Source organism: Bradyrhizobium sp. USDA 327, from assembly GCF_041262065.1.
GTDB classification, from domain to species: domain Bacteria; phylum Pseudomonadota; class Alphaproteobacteria; order Rhizobiales; family Xanthobacteraceae; genus Bradyrhizobium; species Bradyrhizobium liaoningense.
Window position 1 is genome coordinate 5,683,046 of record NZ_JBGCCW010000001.1, and the last position, 16,392, is coordinate 5,699,437.

Genomic DNA, 16,392 nt, shown 5'->3' on the forward strand with positions numbered 1-16,392 from the left:
GTGGTTCTGTTCCGGCGCTAAAAGCCCATATCTGTCAACGTCCGGCAGTCCCTGCGTTGGGCTCCGGAAACACTGACGAATCAAGGTTGCGGCGCCCATCCGCGTTTGGGGCGCACGATCGAAGGACGAGAGAGACGATGGAAAAGGTTCCGATGACCCAGGCCGGCTTTGTCGCGCTCGGGGAAGAATTGAAGCAGCGCCAGTCCGTGGATCGTCCGCGGATCATCGAGCATATCGCGGAGGCGCGCTCGCACGGAGACCTGTCGGAAAACGCGGAATATCATGCCGCGAAGGAAGAGCAGTCCCACAATGAAGGCCGCATCGCCGAGCTCGAGGACAAGCTCGCGCGCGCCGACATCATCGACATTTCCAAGCTCTCCGGCGACACCATCAAGTTCGGCGCCACTGTGACGCTGGTCGACGAGGACACCGAGAAGAAGACGGTGTGGCAGATCGTCGGCGAGGTCGAGGCCGACGCCAAGAAGGGCCGCATCTCCATCACCTCGCCGCTCGCGCGCGCGCTGATCGGCAAGAAGAAAGGCGCCTCGGTCGAGGTCAACACGCCCGGCGGCGCCAAGGCCTATGAGATCACCAAGGTGGAGTGGCGGTAAGGATTTGCCGCCTGCGTGCGACGATGTTTCGAAAAGGCCGCGCCCCGCGCGGCCTTTTTCGTATCTGCGTGTTGCTCGTTAAGACGGAATGTGGAGCGGCAGCATCTCTCGTGTCCCCGACGCGCTCCAGCGCCCTTGGCGTTGCGGCGCAGAGCCGGCCCCAGAAGGCAGCACGGGTACACGCGGTAAGATGGGCCCCAGCTCTGCAGCGCATCGCTGAAGGAGCGCTGCGCTGCGTCCGGGGCACGAGATCGGGGCCCTACCTTCTTCCCTTCACATCCAGCGGCACGGCCGCCTCGTATTTCGAATTGTGCAGCACCAGCGAGGTCCGCACGTTGCGGACATGTGGCGCGGCAGTCAGGTGCGTGACGAAATCCTGGAAAGTCGCCATATCGGGCGCGACGCATTTGAGGATGAAATCGACCTCGCCCGACAGCATCCAGCATTCCCGCACCAGGGGCTCGGCGCGGACGAAATCCTCGAATGCGCGCAAATCCGCCTCGGCCTGGCTGGACAGGTGCACGGCCGCGAACACGGTGACGTCGAAGCCGAGTTTGCGGGCGTCGAGCAGGCCCCGATAGCCGTGGATGTAGCCCTCCTCCTCCAGCGCCCGGACACGGCGCAGGCAGGGGGGCGGCGAGATGCCGACGCGCTTGGCCAGCTCGACATTCGTGATTCGACCGTCGGCCTGAATCTCGGTGAGAATCTTCAGGTCGATCTCGTCTAGGTTCCGCGACACGTGATTGGAACTCCTGCCCTTTGCAGCGGTATTGGATGGTTTGTCGAAATCCTCATAGCCCAGTCGGCACAGGCAGCGCAATTTTATTGCGCGTGCAACGCAATCGACTTTTGTTCCCTGTTGGAAAAATCCGCCGAGAGGGAATGCAATTCTTGCATAGCTCACCAGAAGGCTTAGATTAGCTCTGATATTTCAGCGCCTCCGCGAGGCCTCCCGGCACCTTCCGCGCCCGCGCTGCAAATCCCCCGTGAAAGGCGTCCATCGAAATGTCCGCTCCTGTTCATGCAAAGGTCGTCATTATCGGCTCCGGCCCTGCTGGCTACACGGCGGCGATCTATGCCGCGCGGGCGATGCTCGAGCCGATCCTGATCCAGGGCATCCAGCCCGGCGGGCAGCTCACCATCACCACCGACGTCGAGAATTATCCGGGCTTCGCCGACGTGATCCAGGGCCCCTGGCTGATGGAGCAGATGGAGAAGCAGGCGGTCCATGTCGGCACCAGGATCGTCACCGACCTGGTCACCAGGCTTGAGACGACGCAGCGGCCGTTCCGCCTCACCTGCGACAGCGGCGACGTCTATCTCGCCGACACCGTGATCCTCGCCACAGGCGCGCAAGCGCGCTGGCTCGGGCTGCCGTCCGAAGCGAAGTTCCAGGGCGGCGGCGTATCGGCCTGCGCCACCTGCGACGGCTTCTTCTACCGGGGCAAGGACGTGATCGTGGTCGGCGGCGGCAACACCGCGGTCGAGGAAGCCCTGTACCTCACCAATCATGCCTCGCAGGTCACCATCGTGCATCGTCGCGATCACTTCCGCGCCGAGCGCATCCTGCAGGAACGCCTGTTCAACCACCCGAAGATCAGGGTGATCTGGGACTCGGCCGTCGACGAGATCTGCGGCACCGAGAACCCGAACAAGGTCACCCATGTCCGGCTCAAGAACGTCAAGACCGGCGCGCTCACGGACGTGAAGGCGGACGGCGTCTTCATCGCCATCGGCCACGCGCCGGCGACGGAGCTCGTCAAGGATCAGGTCAAGCTGAAACCGTCGGGCTATGTCGAGGTCGCCCCGAACTCGACCGCCACCTCGGTGCCCGGCCTGTTCGCCGCCGGCGACGTCGCCGACGAGACCTATCGCCAGGCCGTGACGGCCGCAGGCCTCGGCTGCATGGCCGCACTCGAAGCCGAACGTTTCTTGGCCCTTCGCGCCAGCGAGCGCGCGGCAGCGGAATAACATCATGCCTCGAACACGCGACGGATTTACGGATATGGATTGGGACAAGCTGAAGGTGTTTCACGCGGCGGCGGAAGCGGGCAGCTTCACGCATGCGGGCGAGCAGCTCGGCCTGTCGCAATCGGCGGTGTCGCGCCAGGTCTCGGCGCTGGAGCAGGAGCTCTCGGTCTCGCTGTTCCACCGCCACGCCCGCGGCCTGATCCTCACCGAGCAGGGCGACCTGCTCTTCCGCACCGCGCATGACGTGTTCATGCAGCTGCAGGCGGCGCGCGCCAAGCTGACGGACAGCCGCGAGCGGCCGAGCGGCGATCTCAAGATCACGACCACGCCCGGCGTCGGCATCAACTGGCTGATCCCGCGGCTCGGCGAGTTCACCGCGCTCTATCCGGAGATCCGCATCTCGCTGATCGTCACCGACGAGGAGCTCGATCTGTCGATGCGCGAGGCCGACGTCGCGATCCGCACCCGCAAGCCGACGCAGCCGGACCTGATCCAGCGCAAGCTGTTCGCGATGGGCTTCCACGCCTATTGCTCGCCGGAATACATCAAGCGCTTCGGCACGCCGCGCACGCTGGAGGAGCTCGACTCCCATCGCATCATCACGCTCAGCGACGGCAGCTTCGCGCCGCATCTTCAGAACCGCAATTGGCTAATCGAAGCCGGACGCAACGGCTCGGGCCCGCGCGAAGCCTATTTCAAGGTCAACAACATCCTCGGACTCGTGCGCGCCTGTCAGCAGGGCCTCGGCATCGCCGCGCTGCCGGACTATCTCGTCGAGGAACAGAACAAACTCGTGCAGCTGTTCGGCGAGTCGGATTCGATCCAGCTCGACACCTACTTCGTCTATCCCGAGGAGTTGAAGACGGTCGCGCGCGTGCAGGTGTTCCGCGACTTCGTGGTGAGCAAGGCGCAGCGCTGGCCGTCCTGATTTCCGCATGACTGACATGCGGCCTCGGCTGTTGCTGCATGACACTGGGCGAGCCCATAATGTTTGTACGCTGAGCCTTCGCGTTGCGCATTTGTCCCCCTCCTCCAGTGGCGCGGGAGTTCAGTAATCCCTCTTGGAAGGTGATTGTGTCGGCCTCACGTGGCCAATACCTAAGCCGGGCCTTCGGGTCCGGCTTTTTTTCGCCCGCATGAGCTTTCACCCTCCGCGTGTATTGACAGTTCCAGGCACACCCCGCATCATTTGTAGATGATCACGAAGTCGTGCGCAGCCAATTCGAAAAAAGGCCCCCAGTCGGGGACCTCGGATCTTTGCGCGCACTAGGCTGACTTCGTCATCGCTGCAAATCCCGAAAACCCCGCCGCCTGGACGGGGTTTTTTCATGTGCCCTCCGTCTCAGGCTTTTTCCCTGGAAGGAGATGGAACATGACCGGACTTGAAGATCACTTGCGCGGGCTGTGGCTGCCGCTGGTGACGCCGTTTCACGGCGGCGCGCTCGACGAGAGATCGCTGCGGCGGCTGACGCGGCACTACGGCGCGGAAGCCATCGACGGCTTCATCCTGGGGGCGACCTCCGGTGAAGGCATGACGCTGCGCGAGGCCGAGCTCGAACGTCTCGTCGCCGTGGTGCGCGACGAGATGGCAGCCAGCGGCCGCATCGTGCCGATCTGCCTCGGACTCTCGGGCGCGGACACCTCGCGGCTGAAGGAGCGCCTCGACGAGACCGCGGACTGGCCGATCGACGGTTACCTGATCGCCAGCCCCTATTATGTGCGGCCGTCGCAGCGCGGCTTGCTGGCGCATTTCGAGGCGCTCGCCGACCACGCGGCATGGCCGCTCGCGCTCTACAACATCCCCTATCGCACCTCCGTCAACATCACCAACCAGACGCTGCTGCGGCTCGCCGAGCACAGGAACATCGTCGGCCTGAAGGATTGCGGCGCGAGCCGCGAGCAGTCGATCGCGCTGCTGCGCGACCGTCCGAAGGCCTTTCGCGTGCTCACCGGCGAGGATGCCAACTATTTCGAGGCGCTCAGCGACGGCGCCGATGGCGGCATCGTGCTGTCGGCCCATGTCGAGACCGCAACGTTCGCAGCCGTGCATGCCGAGCTGAAGCGCGGCAATCATGATGCTGCGCTGGCGCGCTGGAACGAGGTCGCCGAGCTGACGCGGCTGCTGTTCGCCGAGCCGAGCCCCGCGCCGGCGAAGTACTGGCTGTGGCGCAGCGGCCTCATCGACAGTCCCGAAGTGCGCCTGCCGATGGTTGAAGTGAGCAGCGAGCTCGCAGCGGCGATCGATCGCGAGATCGAACGACGGACGAAAGTCGCGGCGTAGGGCTTCTGTTTCCCTCCCCTGGAGCGGGGTGGGGTGACGGTCTCTCCGTGACGAACAGTGCCCGAGTGGAGAGATCACCCCACCCCGTCACGCCATCTCGCTTCGCTCGATCGCCTGCCGACCCTCCCCCTCCAGGGGAGGGTAAGAGCACCGCCCCGTGGTTAACCGCTCCTCAATCGCCTTCGCTCCCGCCGCATGGCACATCCACGGCTCGTTTACGCAATCGCGCCTATCCTCCGGGACCTACAGAGGGGGAATGACCATGGGACATCGCATCCGCCCGACGGCCGCGCGGCAATTCGCGCCCGCCGATCTCGTGCAGGGAATTCTGGTGGTGTCGTCGTTCGGGTTTCTGGGCGGTGATGCTCGGCCTGATGCCGGTGCTGCTGTTTCGCCTCTGGCTGGTCGGCTGACGGACGCGCGCGCGGGATGGTTAACCCGCGGTAGCACCTGTGTTCAAAATGCCGGGGCAGCTGCGATCCGGATCTTAAAACATCCCCGCTAACACTGACGCCCATAAGCGAAGAAATCGCGGAGGCGTTTGTGAATAGTCAGAATGAAATGGCGTCGCATTACGACGCCAGACAGCAGGGCTTTACCACCGAGGACATTCTCTGGGCCGCCGGCATCTGGTCGGTGATCCTCACCCTGTCGCCGGTCATCGTGTTCTACATGCTGATGGTGGCGTAACTCATCTTCACCGGTGCAGAAACGCAAAACGCGCGGCTTGTCCGCGCGTTCTTCGTCCGGGGAATGAACAATGAAAATTAAGCCGCCTGCTTGTGCATTGCGCCGGAAGCCGACGCCGTGCCGCGAATAGCCTTGACCGAACGCTCGATCGCCGCCCACAGCCGTGCAATCTCCTGGGCCGCACGACTCTCGGCCTGATACTCGCGCGCACCTTCGCCGTGGCTCAGCGCCATCAGCAGGTCCGAACGATTGGTGATCTGGCCGCCCCACACCGGAGCACGGAATTTGGCCAGCGCTTCGCGGGCGATGGTGACGATCGGGCTTTCGGCATCGTCGCGGCGCGCCGGCGCACCGTTGAGCACGACCGCGTAGGGCTTGCGCGCGGCGCGGCACATCTGGATGGTTTCCTGCACCGCGTTGACGTCGAACACGCCGGGACGCGCCGGAATGATCACCATCGTCGCGTTGCGGATCGCGTCGTCGACGACGGCCGACAGGTTCGGCGGCGTGTCGATCAACACCCATTCATAGCCGTCGCGTTTGGCAGCGGAGACGATGCCGCTGACGGAGTTCACGGCAGCCTTGATCGGCGGCTCGTTGGTGCCACGCAGCTTGTGCCACAGCGTGAGCGAGCCCTGCGGATCGGCATCCACGAGCATGACCTGCTTGCTCGCCTTGATCTGCGCGGCGAGATGTGCAGCCAGGGTACTCTTGCCCGAGCCGCCCTTACGCGATGCAAAAACAATAACGTTCATACCTTCGGCCTCCAGATTGACCCCAGGCCGCGAAAATGAATCAGCGCGCTGATTCGGGAAAGAAAAATTTATCAGGGGTTGCGTTACAGCCACGAAATAACAAGGCGTGTTGGCTTTTGAGTCACACTGCTCCGCGGGAAAGAGACCCAGACCCAAGCGAAACACCGCTCGCCCGGGCTTTTGTGCGTTATTTGAGCAACAAGCGGGACAACGCAACCTTGCCGCGCAAACCTGCAGGCGACTCTTTTCCGTCGCCCGCGGCTGTCATGGCCGCAAGCCTTGCGCGGCGTCGCGTGAACAAAAGGAGTCCAGTGGCTGTCGCGAAGCCGGCGTCCGCGCTCAGCCTTCGCTGGATTTCCTTCTGGCCACCTTCGGCGCCGGCTTTGTGGTCTTCGCAGCCTTGGGCGCGATGTTGGTCGGCTTGCCGGCGCGGACCTCGCCCGGCTCGGGGCGGAAGAACACCCGGCATTGCGGCGAGAGCTGCGCCTTCTTCTTGATCATGCAGGCGGTGATGGCATCGACGTTCGGAACGAACTCGCTGCACAGCCGCATCGCATCCGGCGAGCAGGCCTGCTGCTCCTCCTGGGTGTAGGCGAAGCCGGCGCGCGGCAGGGCCAGAACGGCGAGGGCAAGCCCGAGGGTTGCGGCGGCCAGTGACTTCTTCAAGCGAAATGCCGACATCGATTTCCCCACGTGATGAGTCCTTGGGAATAGTGGGTGAACGGCGGTGCGTTGGCAACGAGGGCAGATGCGAAAGGCGCGACGTGTGCGGTCTCGGCAACAGGGCGCCGACTGAGGCGAAACGTTGGCGGCGCGGGGCTCGACCGGGCGACCCAGTATTCCAGAGACGCCTGAAGTTCCTCGATAAGCCGCGGCGTACTGGATCCCCCGCCCCAGTGCGCACTTGCGCGCAAGGCGGGGGACGACAGCTGCTCGCTGATAGAGACCGCAGCTCACACTCACCCGAGTTCGGCCCCCCTCACAACACAAAACTTGAGAAAACAACCCCATGCACAGTAGCCAAGTGACGGCAATCCCTCAGCATTTCCATTCTTAGGATTTAACGAAGTCGAGTTTGACTTGTCGGGCAAAACAGGGGCATGATGGCATCATCAAAAAGATGCGCGTGGGGTGGCCTGTCTCCTGCGCTGATCAAAAGCGTGGGAAGTGGAGGCGATCGCATGGAGGGGAATGAGGCGGAACTTCCGCTCTCGGGGGTTACGGTTGTCTCGCTCGAGCAGGCGATCGCGGCGCCGCTGGCCAGCCGGCACCTGGCGGATTGGGGCGCGCGGGTCATCAAGATCGAGCGGCCCGGAAGCGGCGATTTCTGCCGGGACTACGATCATGTGATGAACGGCATGTCGAGCCAGTTCGTCTGGACCAATCGTTCGAAGGAAAGCCTCGCGATCGACATCAAGAGCCCCGAAGGCCGCAAGGTGCTCGAAGCCCTGCTGCCGCGGGCCGATGTGTTCATCCAGAATCTCGCGCCCGGCGCGGCGGAGCGGCTCGGTCTGGACGCCGCATCGCTCGTGCGAAAATTTCCGCGCCTCATCGCCTGCGACGTCTCGGGCTATGGCAGCGGCGGACCCTACAGCAACAAGAAGGCCTATGATCTCCTGGTGCAGTGCGAGGCCGGCGTGCTCGCCATCAACGGCACCGAGGCGGAGCCCGCCAAGGTCGGGCTTTCCGTGGTCGACATCGCCACCGGCATGTACATCCTCAACGGCGTGCTGATGGCGCTGTACGCCCGCGAGCGGACCGGCAAGGGCACGGCCTTCCAGGCCTCGCTGTTCGATTCCATCACGGACTGGATGAGCTATCCCGCGTTCTACACCGAGAGCACGGGCCGGCCGCTGCCGCGCACCGGCGCGAAGCACGCGACGATCGCGCCTTACGGACCGTTTCGCGTCGGCGACGGCAACACCATCTTCTTCGGCATCCAGAACGACCGGGAATGGCGCTCGCTGTGCCGCATCGTACTGGGCGACGCCGGCTTCGCCGACCATCCGAGCTTCCGCACCAATCCGCTGCGCATGCAGAACCGCGACGATCTGCAAGCGCATATCGAGCAGCGCTTTGCATCCATGACGAGCGAGGAGGTGCTGCGGTTGCTGGACGAAGCCGCGATCGCCAATGCGCATCTGAACTCGGTCGAGGCCTTCCTGAAGCACGAGCAGCTTCACGCGCGCTCGCGGGTGCAGACGGTCGGCTCGCCCAGCGGGCCGGTGATGAGCTTCCTGCCGGCGCTCACCATTCCCGGCGTGAAGCCGCGGATGGATCCGGTGCCCGATGTCGGCGAGCACAACGAGTCCATCCTCAGTGAACTCGGCCTCGGCAGGGAGACGTGACGATGGCCTCGCTGCGACCGAGCCGGGCCTATCTGGCTGTTCCCGCGCATCGCGCCCGTCTCGTCGCCAAGGCAGCGGCTTCAAGGGCGGACGCGGTGTTCATGGATCTCGAGGACGCGGTGCCGCCCTCCGAGAAGGGTGCTGCGCTGGAGGAAGCCGTCCGCGCGCTGTCCTCGCTCGACTGGGGCAGCAAGCGCGTTACGGTCAGGCTCAATGCCGTCGACAGCCCCTTCGTCGCGCAGGAGATCCGCACGCTGGCGGCGCTGCCGCGGCTGGATGCGGTGATCGTGCCGAAGGCGGAGCGCGCCGGCGACATCGCCGCCATCGCCGATCAGCTTCGCACCGCCGCGCCGGATCGCGCCGCGCCAGTCGCGCTCGAACTGCTGATCGAGACGGCACTGGGCCTCGTCAATGTCGACACGCTAGCCGCGTGCCACAAAAGCGTGGCCGCGCTGCATCTCGGCGTCGGCGACTTCGCCGCCTCGCTCGGCGCCCGCACCTCCGACATCGGAATCTCGCCGGACGGCTACCGCCACGTCGGCTCGGCGCGAGGCGGCTACGCCTCCGCGCCGCTCGACCTGTTCGCCTATCCCATGATGCGTCTGCTGGTCGCCGCGCGTGCCTTCGGCCTGCGCGCCATCGACGGCCCCTGCGGCGCCTTCCGCGATGCCAGGCTGACTGAGGCCAGCGCGCAAAAGGCCGCCGCGATGGGCTTTGACGGCAAGCAGGTGATCCACCCCGACCAGATCGACCCGACGCTGCGCGCGTTCACGCCGTCGGCCGAAGAGCTGGCCCAGGCGCGGCGGGTGGTCGAAGCGATGGAGACGGCTGAGGCGCAGGGACAGGGCGCGGTCACGCTCGACGGCAAGATGATCGACTATGCCAATGTGCGGATGGCGCGCAGGATCATCGAACTGGGCTCGTAGCTGCGCATGGCCATATCGCTGATCGTCGCGCCGGTGGTCGCGCTGATCGCGGCCGGCATGATGCCGGCGGCGGCGTTCGTGCTGGCAAAGCTGCTCGGTCTGCCGCCGGCGTCATCGTGCTGTTCGCGGCGATGCCGACCGACGCGAACGCCTACATCTTCGCGGTCCAGTATCAACGGCTGGTGAACCCGGTGTCGGGCGTGGTGGCGCTGCGGACGCTGCTGGCGGCGGCTGCGAAGCTGCCGGTGGTGGTGGGGGTGGTGAGGTAGGCTCGCGATGGCCCACCGGACCAATCGAAGGCGAGCATTTTGACTCAGCCTAGGCAGCCCAGTCCATGATCGCGTCGATGAAGGTCTGGGCCTGGCGGATCGCGTCAAGCCTCGTCGCACAGACACCGACCGACACTGTTCGGCCCTTTCCGACAGTCCACTTCCAACCAGCCGGGTAGCTCATTTCAACGATTGAGAAGCTTACGCCGCGATGTTCCACGGAGAACCTCCGCTAACATGTTGCTGTGTCTGAAAAGGCTACTCCAAATGGCGAATTTGTCCAGCCGAACGCAGGCCCACAATTCGCTCGTGCGGCTTGGATATCAGCGTTCAGGAGAGCGCATGGAGACTTATTGCGGTGGTGGTGTTGATGGTGGCGGGCGGAAGTAGGGGCGCCTGACGATTGCCGACACCCCTATGCGACACCTTGGCCTGCGCGCCAGGCCATCTCCCAGAAGTCTGCCTCGAGGCGGGTGGCTTCCTTGAAGATCGCAATCAGCTCGGCCTCGCGGGCCGGCGTGGCGTAGAGATCGGCGAGCTGCTCCATATGCGCTAGAGCCTTGGCAGCGACCTCCTGGTACGCCACGCCGGCGTACTCGGCGATCCAGACGCGATAGGCGTTCCTCGCGGCGTCAGCATCGGGGCGCGAAGCGAGCCGCGTTGCGATCTCCGCGTACCCGATCACGCAAGGCGCAAGCGCGACCTTGAGCGCCAGCAGATCGCCGCGCATTCCCGAATCTAACACGTAGCGCGTATAGGCCAGCATCTCGGCCGCCGGAGGGGCTTGTTCGAGGTCGCTCGGGGACAGGCCCCATTCGGCACAGAGCTTCACATGCAGGTTCATCTCGACATCAAGGATGGCCGAAAGGCCTGCCGTGGCTTCACGCATGTCGGCAAGGCTGGGGGACTTGTAGACCGCGAGCGCGTACGCGCGAGCAAACTCGATGAGGAACAGGTAGTCCTGAACGAGGTAGTGACGAAACGCCGCTTCGGGGAGCGAGCCGTCCGCCAATCCGTTCGTGAAGGGATGCTCCGTATAGGCCCGCCACTCAGTGGACGCGGCTGTCTTGAGACGCTCGAAAAAACTCACGATCTTTTCCGCCTGCTTGCTTGTCCATCAAACGTCATTAGCTCGCTACCGATAGCGCATTGCGAACGGAGGAGCTACGGTGGCGGCGGACAAAGCTGGCTTTGAGCAACGTTGCGGATAGGCCCCGCTTCGAGCCGCACTGATCGCTTGGCATCAACCCGCCCCGCTTCGCGGTGAAGGGCGAGAAGCTGAGCATCCCGGTGATGTGCGCGCTGAAGCTGGCGGTGATGCCGGTAGCGGCGTTTGTGCTGGCGAGACTGCTCGACCTGCCGCCGATCGCCGCCGGCGTCATCGTGCTGTTCGCGGCGATGCCGACCGGCGCAAACGCGTACATCTTTGCCGTGCAGTATCAGCGGCTGGTGAACCCGGTCTCGGGCGCGGTGGCGCTGGGAACGCTGCTGGCGGCGATCACGCTGCCGGTGGTGGTGTTGATGGTGGCGGGGGTGAGATAGGCGCCCTCACAAATGCAAGATATCTGCTTCGGAGCGGGCAACAAGCCGCAATGAAAAGCAGGCAGAGCACTGGCGGCCCTGCCCGCCCTGTTCAGACGTCTACTTGCTCTGCCTGGATGCGAGACACACTTACTGCTTCGGATCAACTCGCGCTTCCAGCCCGCGAAGCTGGGTCCTGACAGTCAAATCACCGATCTTCCTGCCCATGTCCTTTCCGACCTCGGTCGAGAAACGGTAATGGAAACCGGCATAGATGCGCGCATTTGCGACCTCATCGCTATAATCCTGGAGCTTGGCCCATTTGCGAGTCACACCTGACGCAGTGGGGCTGGTCATCGACAACTCCATTTCGTCGCCGGCGATGGACCGGAGAACCGTGGAAACCGCAGCTGATACGATGCAGTGGGCGCAGGGGTATTCGGGATGCATTGGCGTTTCACCCAGCGGCAACCAGGACGCTTCGCGTGGCGTCATCGGGTTGTGCGTGATGTCCGCGTTGCGAATGGCCGTCATTGGCCGCCAGAAATTGTAATGATACTTCGCATCAAAGACGGCAACGATGGCGTCGTTCGCAGCGATCTCGGCGAGGGCGAACAGACGAGCGCAATCGACGACGTCCATGTGCTTGGCCGATGCGACTTGCCGGATGATTGGATTGAAACTGGGAGGCCCGACCAGGAACCAGAAGCGTCCGATCGCCGTCTGCTCTGGTGTTCGGGTGGTGCTGTTGCGAGCACCGAGCTCCCGAATTTCGTTGACGTCTCTGGTCCAGGTCTCGGAATCGAGCGCCGGTGGTGGCACTGGACGGAATTGTGAGCCCGACGTGATGACCCAAGGGGAAGTTGCTCCAGACGTCGAGGCAGCCGGCACCACGGTCGGCACATAGACACCCGGGGCTGTATAGGGGCGATAAATCTCCTGAGCGTCACTGCCGTCATCCCTGCGCAACGCTATCACGCCGGAAGCGGCAATGTTTCCAAGCTCGATTCCATTCGCCTTTCCGTCCGTATCCGGGATGCCGGAAAGCGATGCAAGCAACGCCGCATCAAGGGCTGATTTTTGGTCCGGGTAGATCGTCAGAAGAATGTTGTAAGCCGCAGCCGACGCTGCGGCTTCCTTGGACGTTGAGCGGTCTGCTACGAGATCCAGCTTGTATGGAGCGTACCGCCTTTCGATCGCGTTGACGGCCTCGAACATGGCAACGTGAAGCATCGACATCGTCCGGGCCTGAGGCGCAGGGAAAACCTTCTTTTCAGCGGCAATCGCATCTGCTTTCGCGTTCCAATCCATGATGACATCGGCACGCGCGGTGCCGACGCAAACTGCGAGAGCGGCGATGATCAAGAATGGAGATTTCGTTGCAAGGAACGTCTTCATCTTCATGCTCCTCGTTGTCAAGAGAGCGACACCTTGTACGGACGGGCCGCGCAAGAACATGGAAGTGCAGAACGATCTTAAGATGACAGCAAGCCGGCTGCTGTGAGACACTTTACACTCATCATTGCCTTCGCTGTAGAATTCTGAAGACGCGATCCAAAAAGTAAGATCGACTGCCTTACCTGATGCGCGACCCCTCATCTCGGCAGTCTCGGTACACCCATCGCATCCTTGGCGTAGCGGGATCGGCGGCGGGGCCCATCGCGCTCGGCATCAACCTGTTCCGCTTCGAGGTCAAGGGCGAGAAGCTCAGCATCCCGGTGATGTGCGCGCTCAAGCTGCTGGCGATGCCGGCGGCCGCGTTCGTGCTCGCACGACTGCTCGACCTGCCGCCGTTAGCCGTCGTCGTGCTGTTCGCGGCGATGCGACCGGCGCGAACGCGTACATCTTCGCGGTGCAGTCAGCGGCTGGTGAGCCCGGTGTCGGGCGCGGTGGCGCTGGGGACGCTGCTGGCGGCGGTGACGTTGCCGGTGGTGGTGGTGGTGGTGTGGGTGGTGGCGCGCTGAGCACTTGCACCACGGTCCCGATGATTTTGCGTTTACACGCAAAGGTCGCTAGTCTGTCCTGATACGTCTTCAGGGAGGTTAACATGGGACAACGCGAAGAGATGCTCGCAGTGGTCAGGAGCGCCTACGCCGCGCGCGACGGCGGTAACACTGAGGGCCTGGTGACAGCTTTTCATCCGCAGGGTCTGTTCACCTTGATGGGCGACAAAAGCGCGCTCGAACTGACAGGAAGCATGCAGGGGCACCCCACCCTGCGTGGTGCCTTCGGTAAATTGATTGAGGCCTTCGGCTTCGAAGGCCGCGAAATCCTGGCTGAGCTGGTTGACGGGGACCGGGTCGCCGTCCATTCCCGAGTTGTCGTTCGATACCGTCCAACCGGGCAGGCTTCCAGCACCGAGATCCTGGACCTGTTCAGATTTCAGGACGGCAAAATCGCTGAGCTGATCGAGTTTGCGGACACTGCGCAGATCAAGGCCATGACCTCCTGCGCACGATGAGATTGGGTTGAAGGATCCTCACGTTTGAATGGAGCAACAAGCGCAGTTTTCGAGTGAAGTCGGCGCAAGCTGCTGGCGCTGCACTACGGCGGCTTTCGGGCTCGCAAAGCTGCTTGGCCTGCCGCTCGTCGCGGCCGGTGTGATCGTCTATTTACGACCAGCACCAAGAACCGCTCCACGATTGATCAAGCCGCATATCCGCTTCAGAAGATTACGCCGCTGCTTAAACTGAGGGGGGGAAGTGCTTATCAATTTCATGTCGGACCACATCAACCGATTCATCGACGATCCCAGGCCGAACATCGCTCAACAATTTGATGATCTCTTTGGCGCAGCCTGGTTCGATGATTGGAAGATTTTGCATGAGACGGGTATGACACGTGAAGCCGCCGCCATCAAAGTCTACACTGAGCGTCTCAAGAAGGCGGGCGGCTACGCTCACGTCACTTCAACGCGTATTCTAAAACCAAAGTCCGACCGAACTTATTTTTACCTGATCTATGCCACACGCCATCGCAAGGGAATTGAAGAGTTTCGCGCGATCGAGCAGAAGGCGATCGATGTGCAAGAGAGCCTTCGCATCGACGTGAAGTATCAAGCCGCAGTATTGCGTACCGGCCAGCCCGGATTATTCGGGTCAGCAATCTCAGACGGCGCGGTCGCTTCCTATGAAGATGAACGCAAGATGCAGCTTGAGCAGGCGCACGCCAAGTTTCTTGAACTGCTTCGTTCTCACGCCGAGGGCCGATTGTTCGGAGACATAGTCGGGCCGATCATGGAGACGCCGCTCACGCGGAAGAGCGACCTTAACGCATGGATCAACGACTTGCGGAAGCAGGGCAAGGTTGAGGTTCTTGGGATGAAGCCAAGAGAGCGAACCTACAAACCAGAGCATCGAATTGTCCCAAGGGGTACAGTGTAAATTTCTGGCCAGACGCCGCAGCCCCCTTCACTTGAGCCGTGACGTGTGCTGCGCGACCTAAAGCTGGCGGGAAATGCGGAGCAGCCGCGCCCAGACAGACCCACGTCTGTCACCGAGGTTAGGCTGATCTGTTGAACCATTGGTACAGTTGGGTGGGCTCGAACCACCGACCTCCTGTTCCACAGACAGGCGCTCTAACCAACTGAGCTACAACTGCATCCTGGCGAGCCGCGCCTTGGGGCGCCCTTGGATAAGGGCCGATGCCGAGGGGGCTGGACGGGGCGGAAACTAGGTGCAACGGGCGTTTTTGGCAAGGCCGCAAACGGACGAATAACCAGCGGAAATCACCCTCCGCGCGATGAAATCGGGCTTGATGGCGACCAAAAAGGTGTTGCGCTCCCTTCTTCCGCTTGCGGGCAGGGGTCATCGCATATGACGCTGGCGGTTCGGGCGCTTAGCTTCCACATCGTCATGGCCGGGCTTGTCCCGGCCAACCACGCCTTTGCCCGCGGCACCAAGAACGTGGATGCCCGGGACAGGCCCGGGCATGACGACCTTCCTGGATTCCCATATGCGCAAGCGGGAGAGGCGAAGAAAAACCCGGGCCTTTCGGCCCGGGTTTCTATTGTTTGGCATGATCTGATCGGAAAACCGCTACACACTTTTCCGGATCATACCGACCAAACCGGCCTCACCGCTCAGGCGGCGGGCGGCATGTACTTCGAGGCGCTGGCCTTGATCGGCTCGGCGGTCTCGGCGGCGACGCGCTGGCTGAGCTCGACCAGCTCCTTGGCCTGCGACTGCAAGGTCTCGAACTGCTTGCGGGTGTGGCCGGTCCAGAGCTCCAGGGCTTCGGCCGGCGACTTCAGGCCGAACAGCTGCTGGGCGAAGTCCAGCTGGGCGCTGGTGTTGGCCTTCATGAACTCGACCAGCTTGGCGGTGTACTCGCTCGCGCCCTTGCTGGCGCAGGTGAAGACGGCCTCGACGGTGCCGTTGTGGGTCTCGGCGGCGTCCTTGAACTTGGCGTAGTTTTCGCGGGCCTGCGACACGCCTTTTTCGGCGAACGCACGCATCTGCTCGGGAACCTCGAACGGGATGATCGAGGCAGAAAACGGATCAGTCGCACCTGTCATGGTTGTCCCTCACGCTAATGAAAAAATCGAGTGAGCCTTCTGGCGCGCCCGCCGGCCCCGATCGCGGGCCCTCGCATTCAGCGGGTACGAAGACTGGAAACGCGAAACGAATGAGATGGCTCGCCCAGCGCCCAGCACTATATGTGCCTATCATGTCAACATTGTGCATCGCAACGCGCCATGAGGGTGCGCTGCGAAATTTAATCTCGGGGAGGGTGAGGTTCCGGTACGGGGGAACCGGAGGTTGAGGTAATGGGGTGCGGAGAGCGCGCGATGACGAGCGGCTTTCTTACCCTCCCCTGGAGGGGGAGGGTCGATCGCGCGCAGCGCGAGCGGGGTGGGGTGATCTCTCCACTCGGGCACTGCCTAGGTGGAGAGCCTGTTACCCCACCTCGGTTCGCATTCCGCTTCGCTGCGTCCGAACCGATCCTCCCCCTCCAGGGGAGGATGGGCACCTCTTGTGCGGCACGGGCTATGACCGCCTCACCCGCGAATCCCTTGGAT

19 protein-coding genes and 1 tRNA gene are annotated in these 16,392 nt (G+C 63.1%); 13 read left to right on the forward strand and 7 right to left on the reverse strand.

From position 1 onward, the window contains the following. The first annotated feature begins 137 nt into the window (after positions 1–137). Positions 138–611 (forward strand): transcription elongation factor GreA, encoded by a 474-nt coding sequence (greA, locus tag ABIA42_RS26780; RefSeq protein WP_027563740.1) that lies wholly within the window; start codon positions 138–140, stop codon positions 609–611. 259 nt (positions 612–870) lie between these two features. Here greA and ABIA42_RS26785 read toward each other — a convergent pair whose 3' ends face one another. Then, entirely contained in the window at positions 871–1,350 is a 480-nt protein-coding gene (locus tag ABIA42_RS26785; protein WP_028178740.1) for an Lrp/AsnC family transcriptional regulator, read from the reverse strand. A gap of 266 nt (positions 1,351–1,616) precedes the next feature. Here ABIA42_RS26785 and trxB point away from each other — a divergent pair, with 266 nt between their 5' ends. From trxB to ABIA42_RS26810, 5 genes are all read left to right on the forward strand, one after another. After that, the gene (gene trxB / locus ABIA42_RS26790; protein WP_370119486.1) at positions 1,617–2,582 is read left to right on the forward strand and encodes a thioredoxin-disulfide reductase; all 966 of its coding nucleotides are present in this window, start codon (positions 1,617–1,619) and stop codon (positions 2,580–2,582) included. A gap of 4 nt (positions 2,583–2,586) precedes the next feature. Next, a complete protein-coding gene (locus tag ABIA42_RS26795; RefSeq protein WP_028178742.1) occupies positions 2,587–3,510 on the forward strand; it encodes a LysR family transcriptional regulator in 924 nt (307 codons plus the stop codon). 444 nt (positions 3,511–3,954) lie between these two features. Beyond that, positions 3,955–4,863: a 4-hydroxy-tetrahydrodipicolinate synthase gene (locus ABIA42_RS26800; RefSeq protein WP_370119482.1), complete on the forward strand. Its 909-nt coding sequence runs from the start codon at positions 3,955–3,957 to the stop codon at positions 4,861–4,863. Between the two features lie 262 nt (positions 4,864–5,125). Then, positions 5,126–5,368, forward strand: a complete 243-nt coding sequence (locus ABIA42_RS26805) for a hypothetical protein (protein WP_370157172.1) — start codon at positions 5,126–5,128, stop codon at positions 5,366–5,368. Positions 5,369–5,406: 38 nt separating this feature from the next. Then, on the forward strand, positions 5,407–5,553 hold the full coding sequence (locus ABIA42_RS26810; RefSeq protein ID WP_370119479.1) for a hypothetical protein: 147 nt from the start codon (positions 5,407–5,409) through the stop codon (positions 5,551–5,553). Positions 5,554–5,630: 77 nt separating this feature from the next. Here ABIA42_RS26810 and ABIA42_RS26815 read toward each other — a convergent pair whose 3' ends face one another. Then, entirely contained in the window at positions 5,631–6,308 is a 678-nt protein-coding gene (locus tag ABIA42_RS26815; protein WP_100233799.1) for a ParA family protein, read from the reverse strand. Between the two features lie 339 nt (positions 6,309–6,647). Further along, positions 6,648–6,989, reverse strand: coding sequence for a hypothetical protein (locus ABIA42_RS26820; protein ID WP_370119476.1), 342 nt, complete (start codon positions 6,987–6,989; stop codon positions 6,648–6,650). A 500-nt stretch (positions 6,990–7,489) separates the two neighbouring features. On the opposite strand from ABIA42_RS26820, the gene ABIA42_RS26825 reads away from it, so the two are divergent. The 3 genes from ABIA42_RS26825 (at position 7,490) to ABIA42_RS26835 (ending at position 9,851) form a co-directional block, all read left to right on the forward strand. Continuing rightward, a complete protein-coding gene (locus ABIA42_RS26825; protein WP_370119473.1) occupies positions 7,490–8,656 on the forward strand; it encodes a CaiB/BaiF CoA transferase family protein in 1,167 nt (388 codons plus the stop codon). Positions 8,657–8,658: 2 nt separating this feature from the next. Continuing rightward, positions 8,659–9,582, forward strand: a complete 924-nt coding sequence (locus ABIA42_RS26830; RefSeq protein ID WP_370119470.1) for a CoA ester lyase — start codon at positions 8,659–8,661, stop codon at positions 9,580–9,582. A 116-nt stretch (positions 9,583–9,698) separates the two neighbouring features. Next, complete coding sequence (locus ABIA42_RS26835) at positions 9,699–9,851, forward strand: hypothetical protein (RefSeq protein ID WP_370119467.1); 153 nt, start codon at positions 9,699–9,701, stop codon at positions 9,849–9,851. A gap of 415 nt (positions 9,852–10,266) precedes the next feature. Here ABIA42_RS26835 and tenA read toward each other — a convergent pair whose 3' ends face one another. Then, entirely contained in the window at positions 10,267–10,941 is a 675-nt protein-coding gene (gene tenA / locus ABIA42_RS26840) for a thiaminase II (RefSeq protein WP_271532141.1), read from the reverse strand. Between the two features lie 173 nt (positions 10,942–11,114). Between tenA and ABIA42_RS26845 the strand changes: the two genes are divergently transcribed. Beyond that, positions 11,115–11,393, forward strand: coding sequence for an AEC family transporter (locus ABIA42_RS26845; RefSeq protein WP_271532139.1), 279 nt, complete (start codon positions 11,115–11,117; stop codon positions 11,391–11,393). 129 nt (positions 11,394–11,522) lie between these two features. Here ABIA42_RS26845 and ABIA42_RS26850 read toward each other — a convergent pair whose 3' ends face one another. Beyond that, entirely contained in the window at positions 11,523–12,770 is a 1,248-nt protein-coding gene (locus ABIA42_RS26850) for a vanadium-dependent haloperoxidase (protein ID WP_370119463.1), read from the reverse strand. Positions 12,771–12,955: 185 nt separating this feature from the next. On the opposite strand from ABIA42_RS26850, the gene ABIA42_RS26855 reads away from it, so the two are divergent. The 3 genes from ABIA42_RS26855 to tcmP all read left to right on the forward strand — a co-directional run bounded on the left by ABIA42_RS26855 (position 12,956) and on the right by tcmP (position 14,755). Beyond that, positions 12,956–13,336: a hypothetical protein gene (locus ABIA42_RS26855; RefSeq protein WP_370119460.1), complete on the forward strand. Its 381-nt coding sequence runs from the start codon at positions 12,956–12,958 to the stop codon at positions 13,334–13,336. Between the two features lie 83 nt (positions 13,337–13,419). Continuing rightward, positions 13,420–13,833, forward strand: a complete 414-nt coding sequence (locus tag ABIA42_RS26860; RefSeq protein ID WP_370119458.1) for a nuclear transport factor 2 family protein — start codon at positions 13,420–13,422, stop codon at positions 13,831–13,833. A 241-nt stretch (positions 13,834–14,074) separates the two neighbouring features. Beyond that, entirely contained in the window at positions 14,075–14,755 is a 681-nt protein-coding gene (tcmP, locus tag ABIA42_RS26865; protein ID WP_370143668.1) for a three-Cys-motif partner protein TcmP, read from the forward strand. Positions 14,756–14,895: 140 nt separating this feature from the next. Here tcmP and ABIA42_RS26870 read toward each other — a convergent pair. Continuing rightward, a tRNA-His gene (locus ABIA42_RS26870) sits at positions 14,896–14,972 on the reverse strand. Positions 14,973–15,453: 481 nt separating this feature from the next. Then, positions 15,454–15,888, reverse strand: a complete 435-nt coding sequence (locus ABIA42_RS26875; protein WP_370119452.1) for a phasin — start codon at positions 15,886–15,888, stop codon at positions 15,454–15,456. Between the last annotated feature and the right edge of the window lie 504 nt (positions 15,889–16,392).

Excerpts from the sequence above, each read along its gene's own strand:
- ABIA42_RS26875 (WP_370119452.1), bottom strand. The coding sequence starts at position 15,888 with ATGACAGGTGCGACTGATCCGTTTTCTGCCTCGATCATCCCGTTCGAG.
- trxB (WP_370119486.1), top strand. The coding sequence starts at position 1,617 with ATGTCCGCTCCTGTTCATGCAAAGGTCGTCATTATCGGCTCCGGCCCT.
- ABIA42_RS26815 (WP_100233799.1), bottom strand. The coding sequence starts at position 6,308 with ATGAACGTTATTGTTTTTGCATCGCGTAAGGGCGGCTCGGGCAAGAGT.
- ABIA42_RS26860 (WP_370119458.1), top strand. The coding sequence starts at position 13,420 with ATGGGACAACGCGAAGAGATGCTCGCAGTGGTCAGGAGCGCCTACGCC.
- ABIA42_RS26830 (WP_370119470.1), top strand. The coding sequence starts at position 8,659 with ATGGCCTCGCTGCGACCGAGCCGGGCCTATCTGGCTGTTCCCGCGCAT.
- ABIA42_RS26850 (WP_370119463.1), bottom strand. The coding sequence starts at position 12,770 with ATGAAGACGTTCCTTGCAACGAAATCTCCATTCTTGATCATCGCCGCT.
- ABIA42_RS26795 (WP_028178742.1), top strand. The coding sequence starts at position 2,587 with ATGCCTCGAACACGCGACGGATTTACGGATATGGATTGGGACAAGCTG.
- ABIA42_RS26800 (WP_370119482.1), top strand. The coding sequence starts at position 3,955 with ATGACCGGACTTGAAGATCACTTGCGCGGGCTGTGGCTGCCGCTGGTG.
- ABIA42_RS26855 (WP_370119460.1), top strand. The coding sequence starts at position 12,956 with ATGCGCGACCCCTCATCTCGGCAGTCTCGGTACACCCATCGCATCCTT.
- ABIA42_RS26825 (WP_370119473.1), top strand. The coding sequence starts at position 7,490 with ATGGAGGGGAATGAGGCGGAACTTCCGCTCTCGGGGGTTACGGTTGTC.
- greA (WP_027563740.1), top strand. The coding sequence starts at position 138 with ATGGAAAAGGTTCCGATGACCCAGGCCGGCTTTGTCGCGCTCGGGGAA.
- ABIA42_RS26805 (WP_370157172.1), top strand. The coding sequence starts at position 5,126 with ATGGGACATCGCATCCGCCCGACGGCCGCGCGGCAATTCGCGCCCGCC.
- ABIA42_RS26820 (WP_370119476.1), bottom strand. The coding sequence starts at position 6,989 with ATGTCGGCATTTCGCTTGAAGAAGTCACTGGCCGCCGCAACCCTCGGG.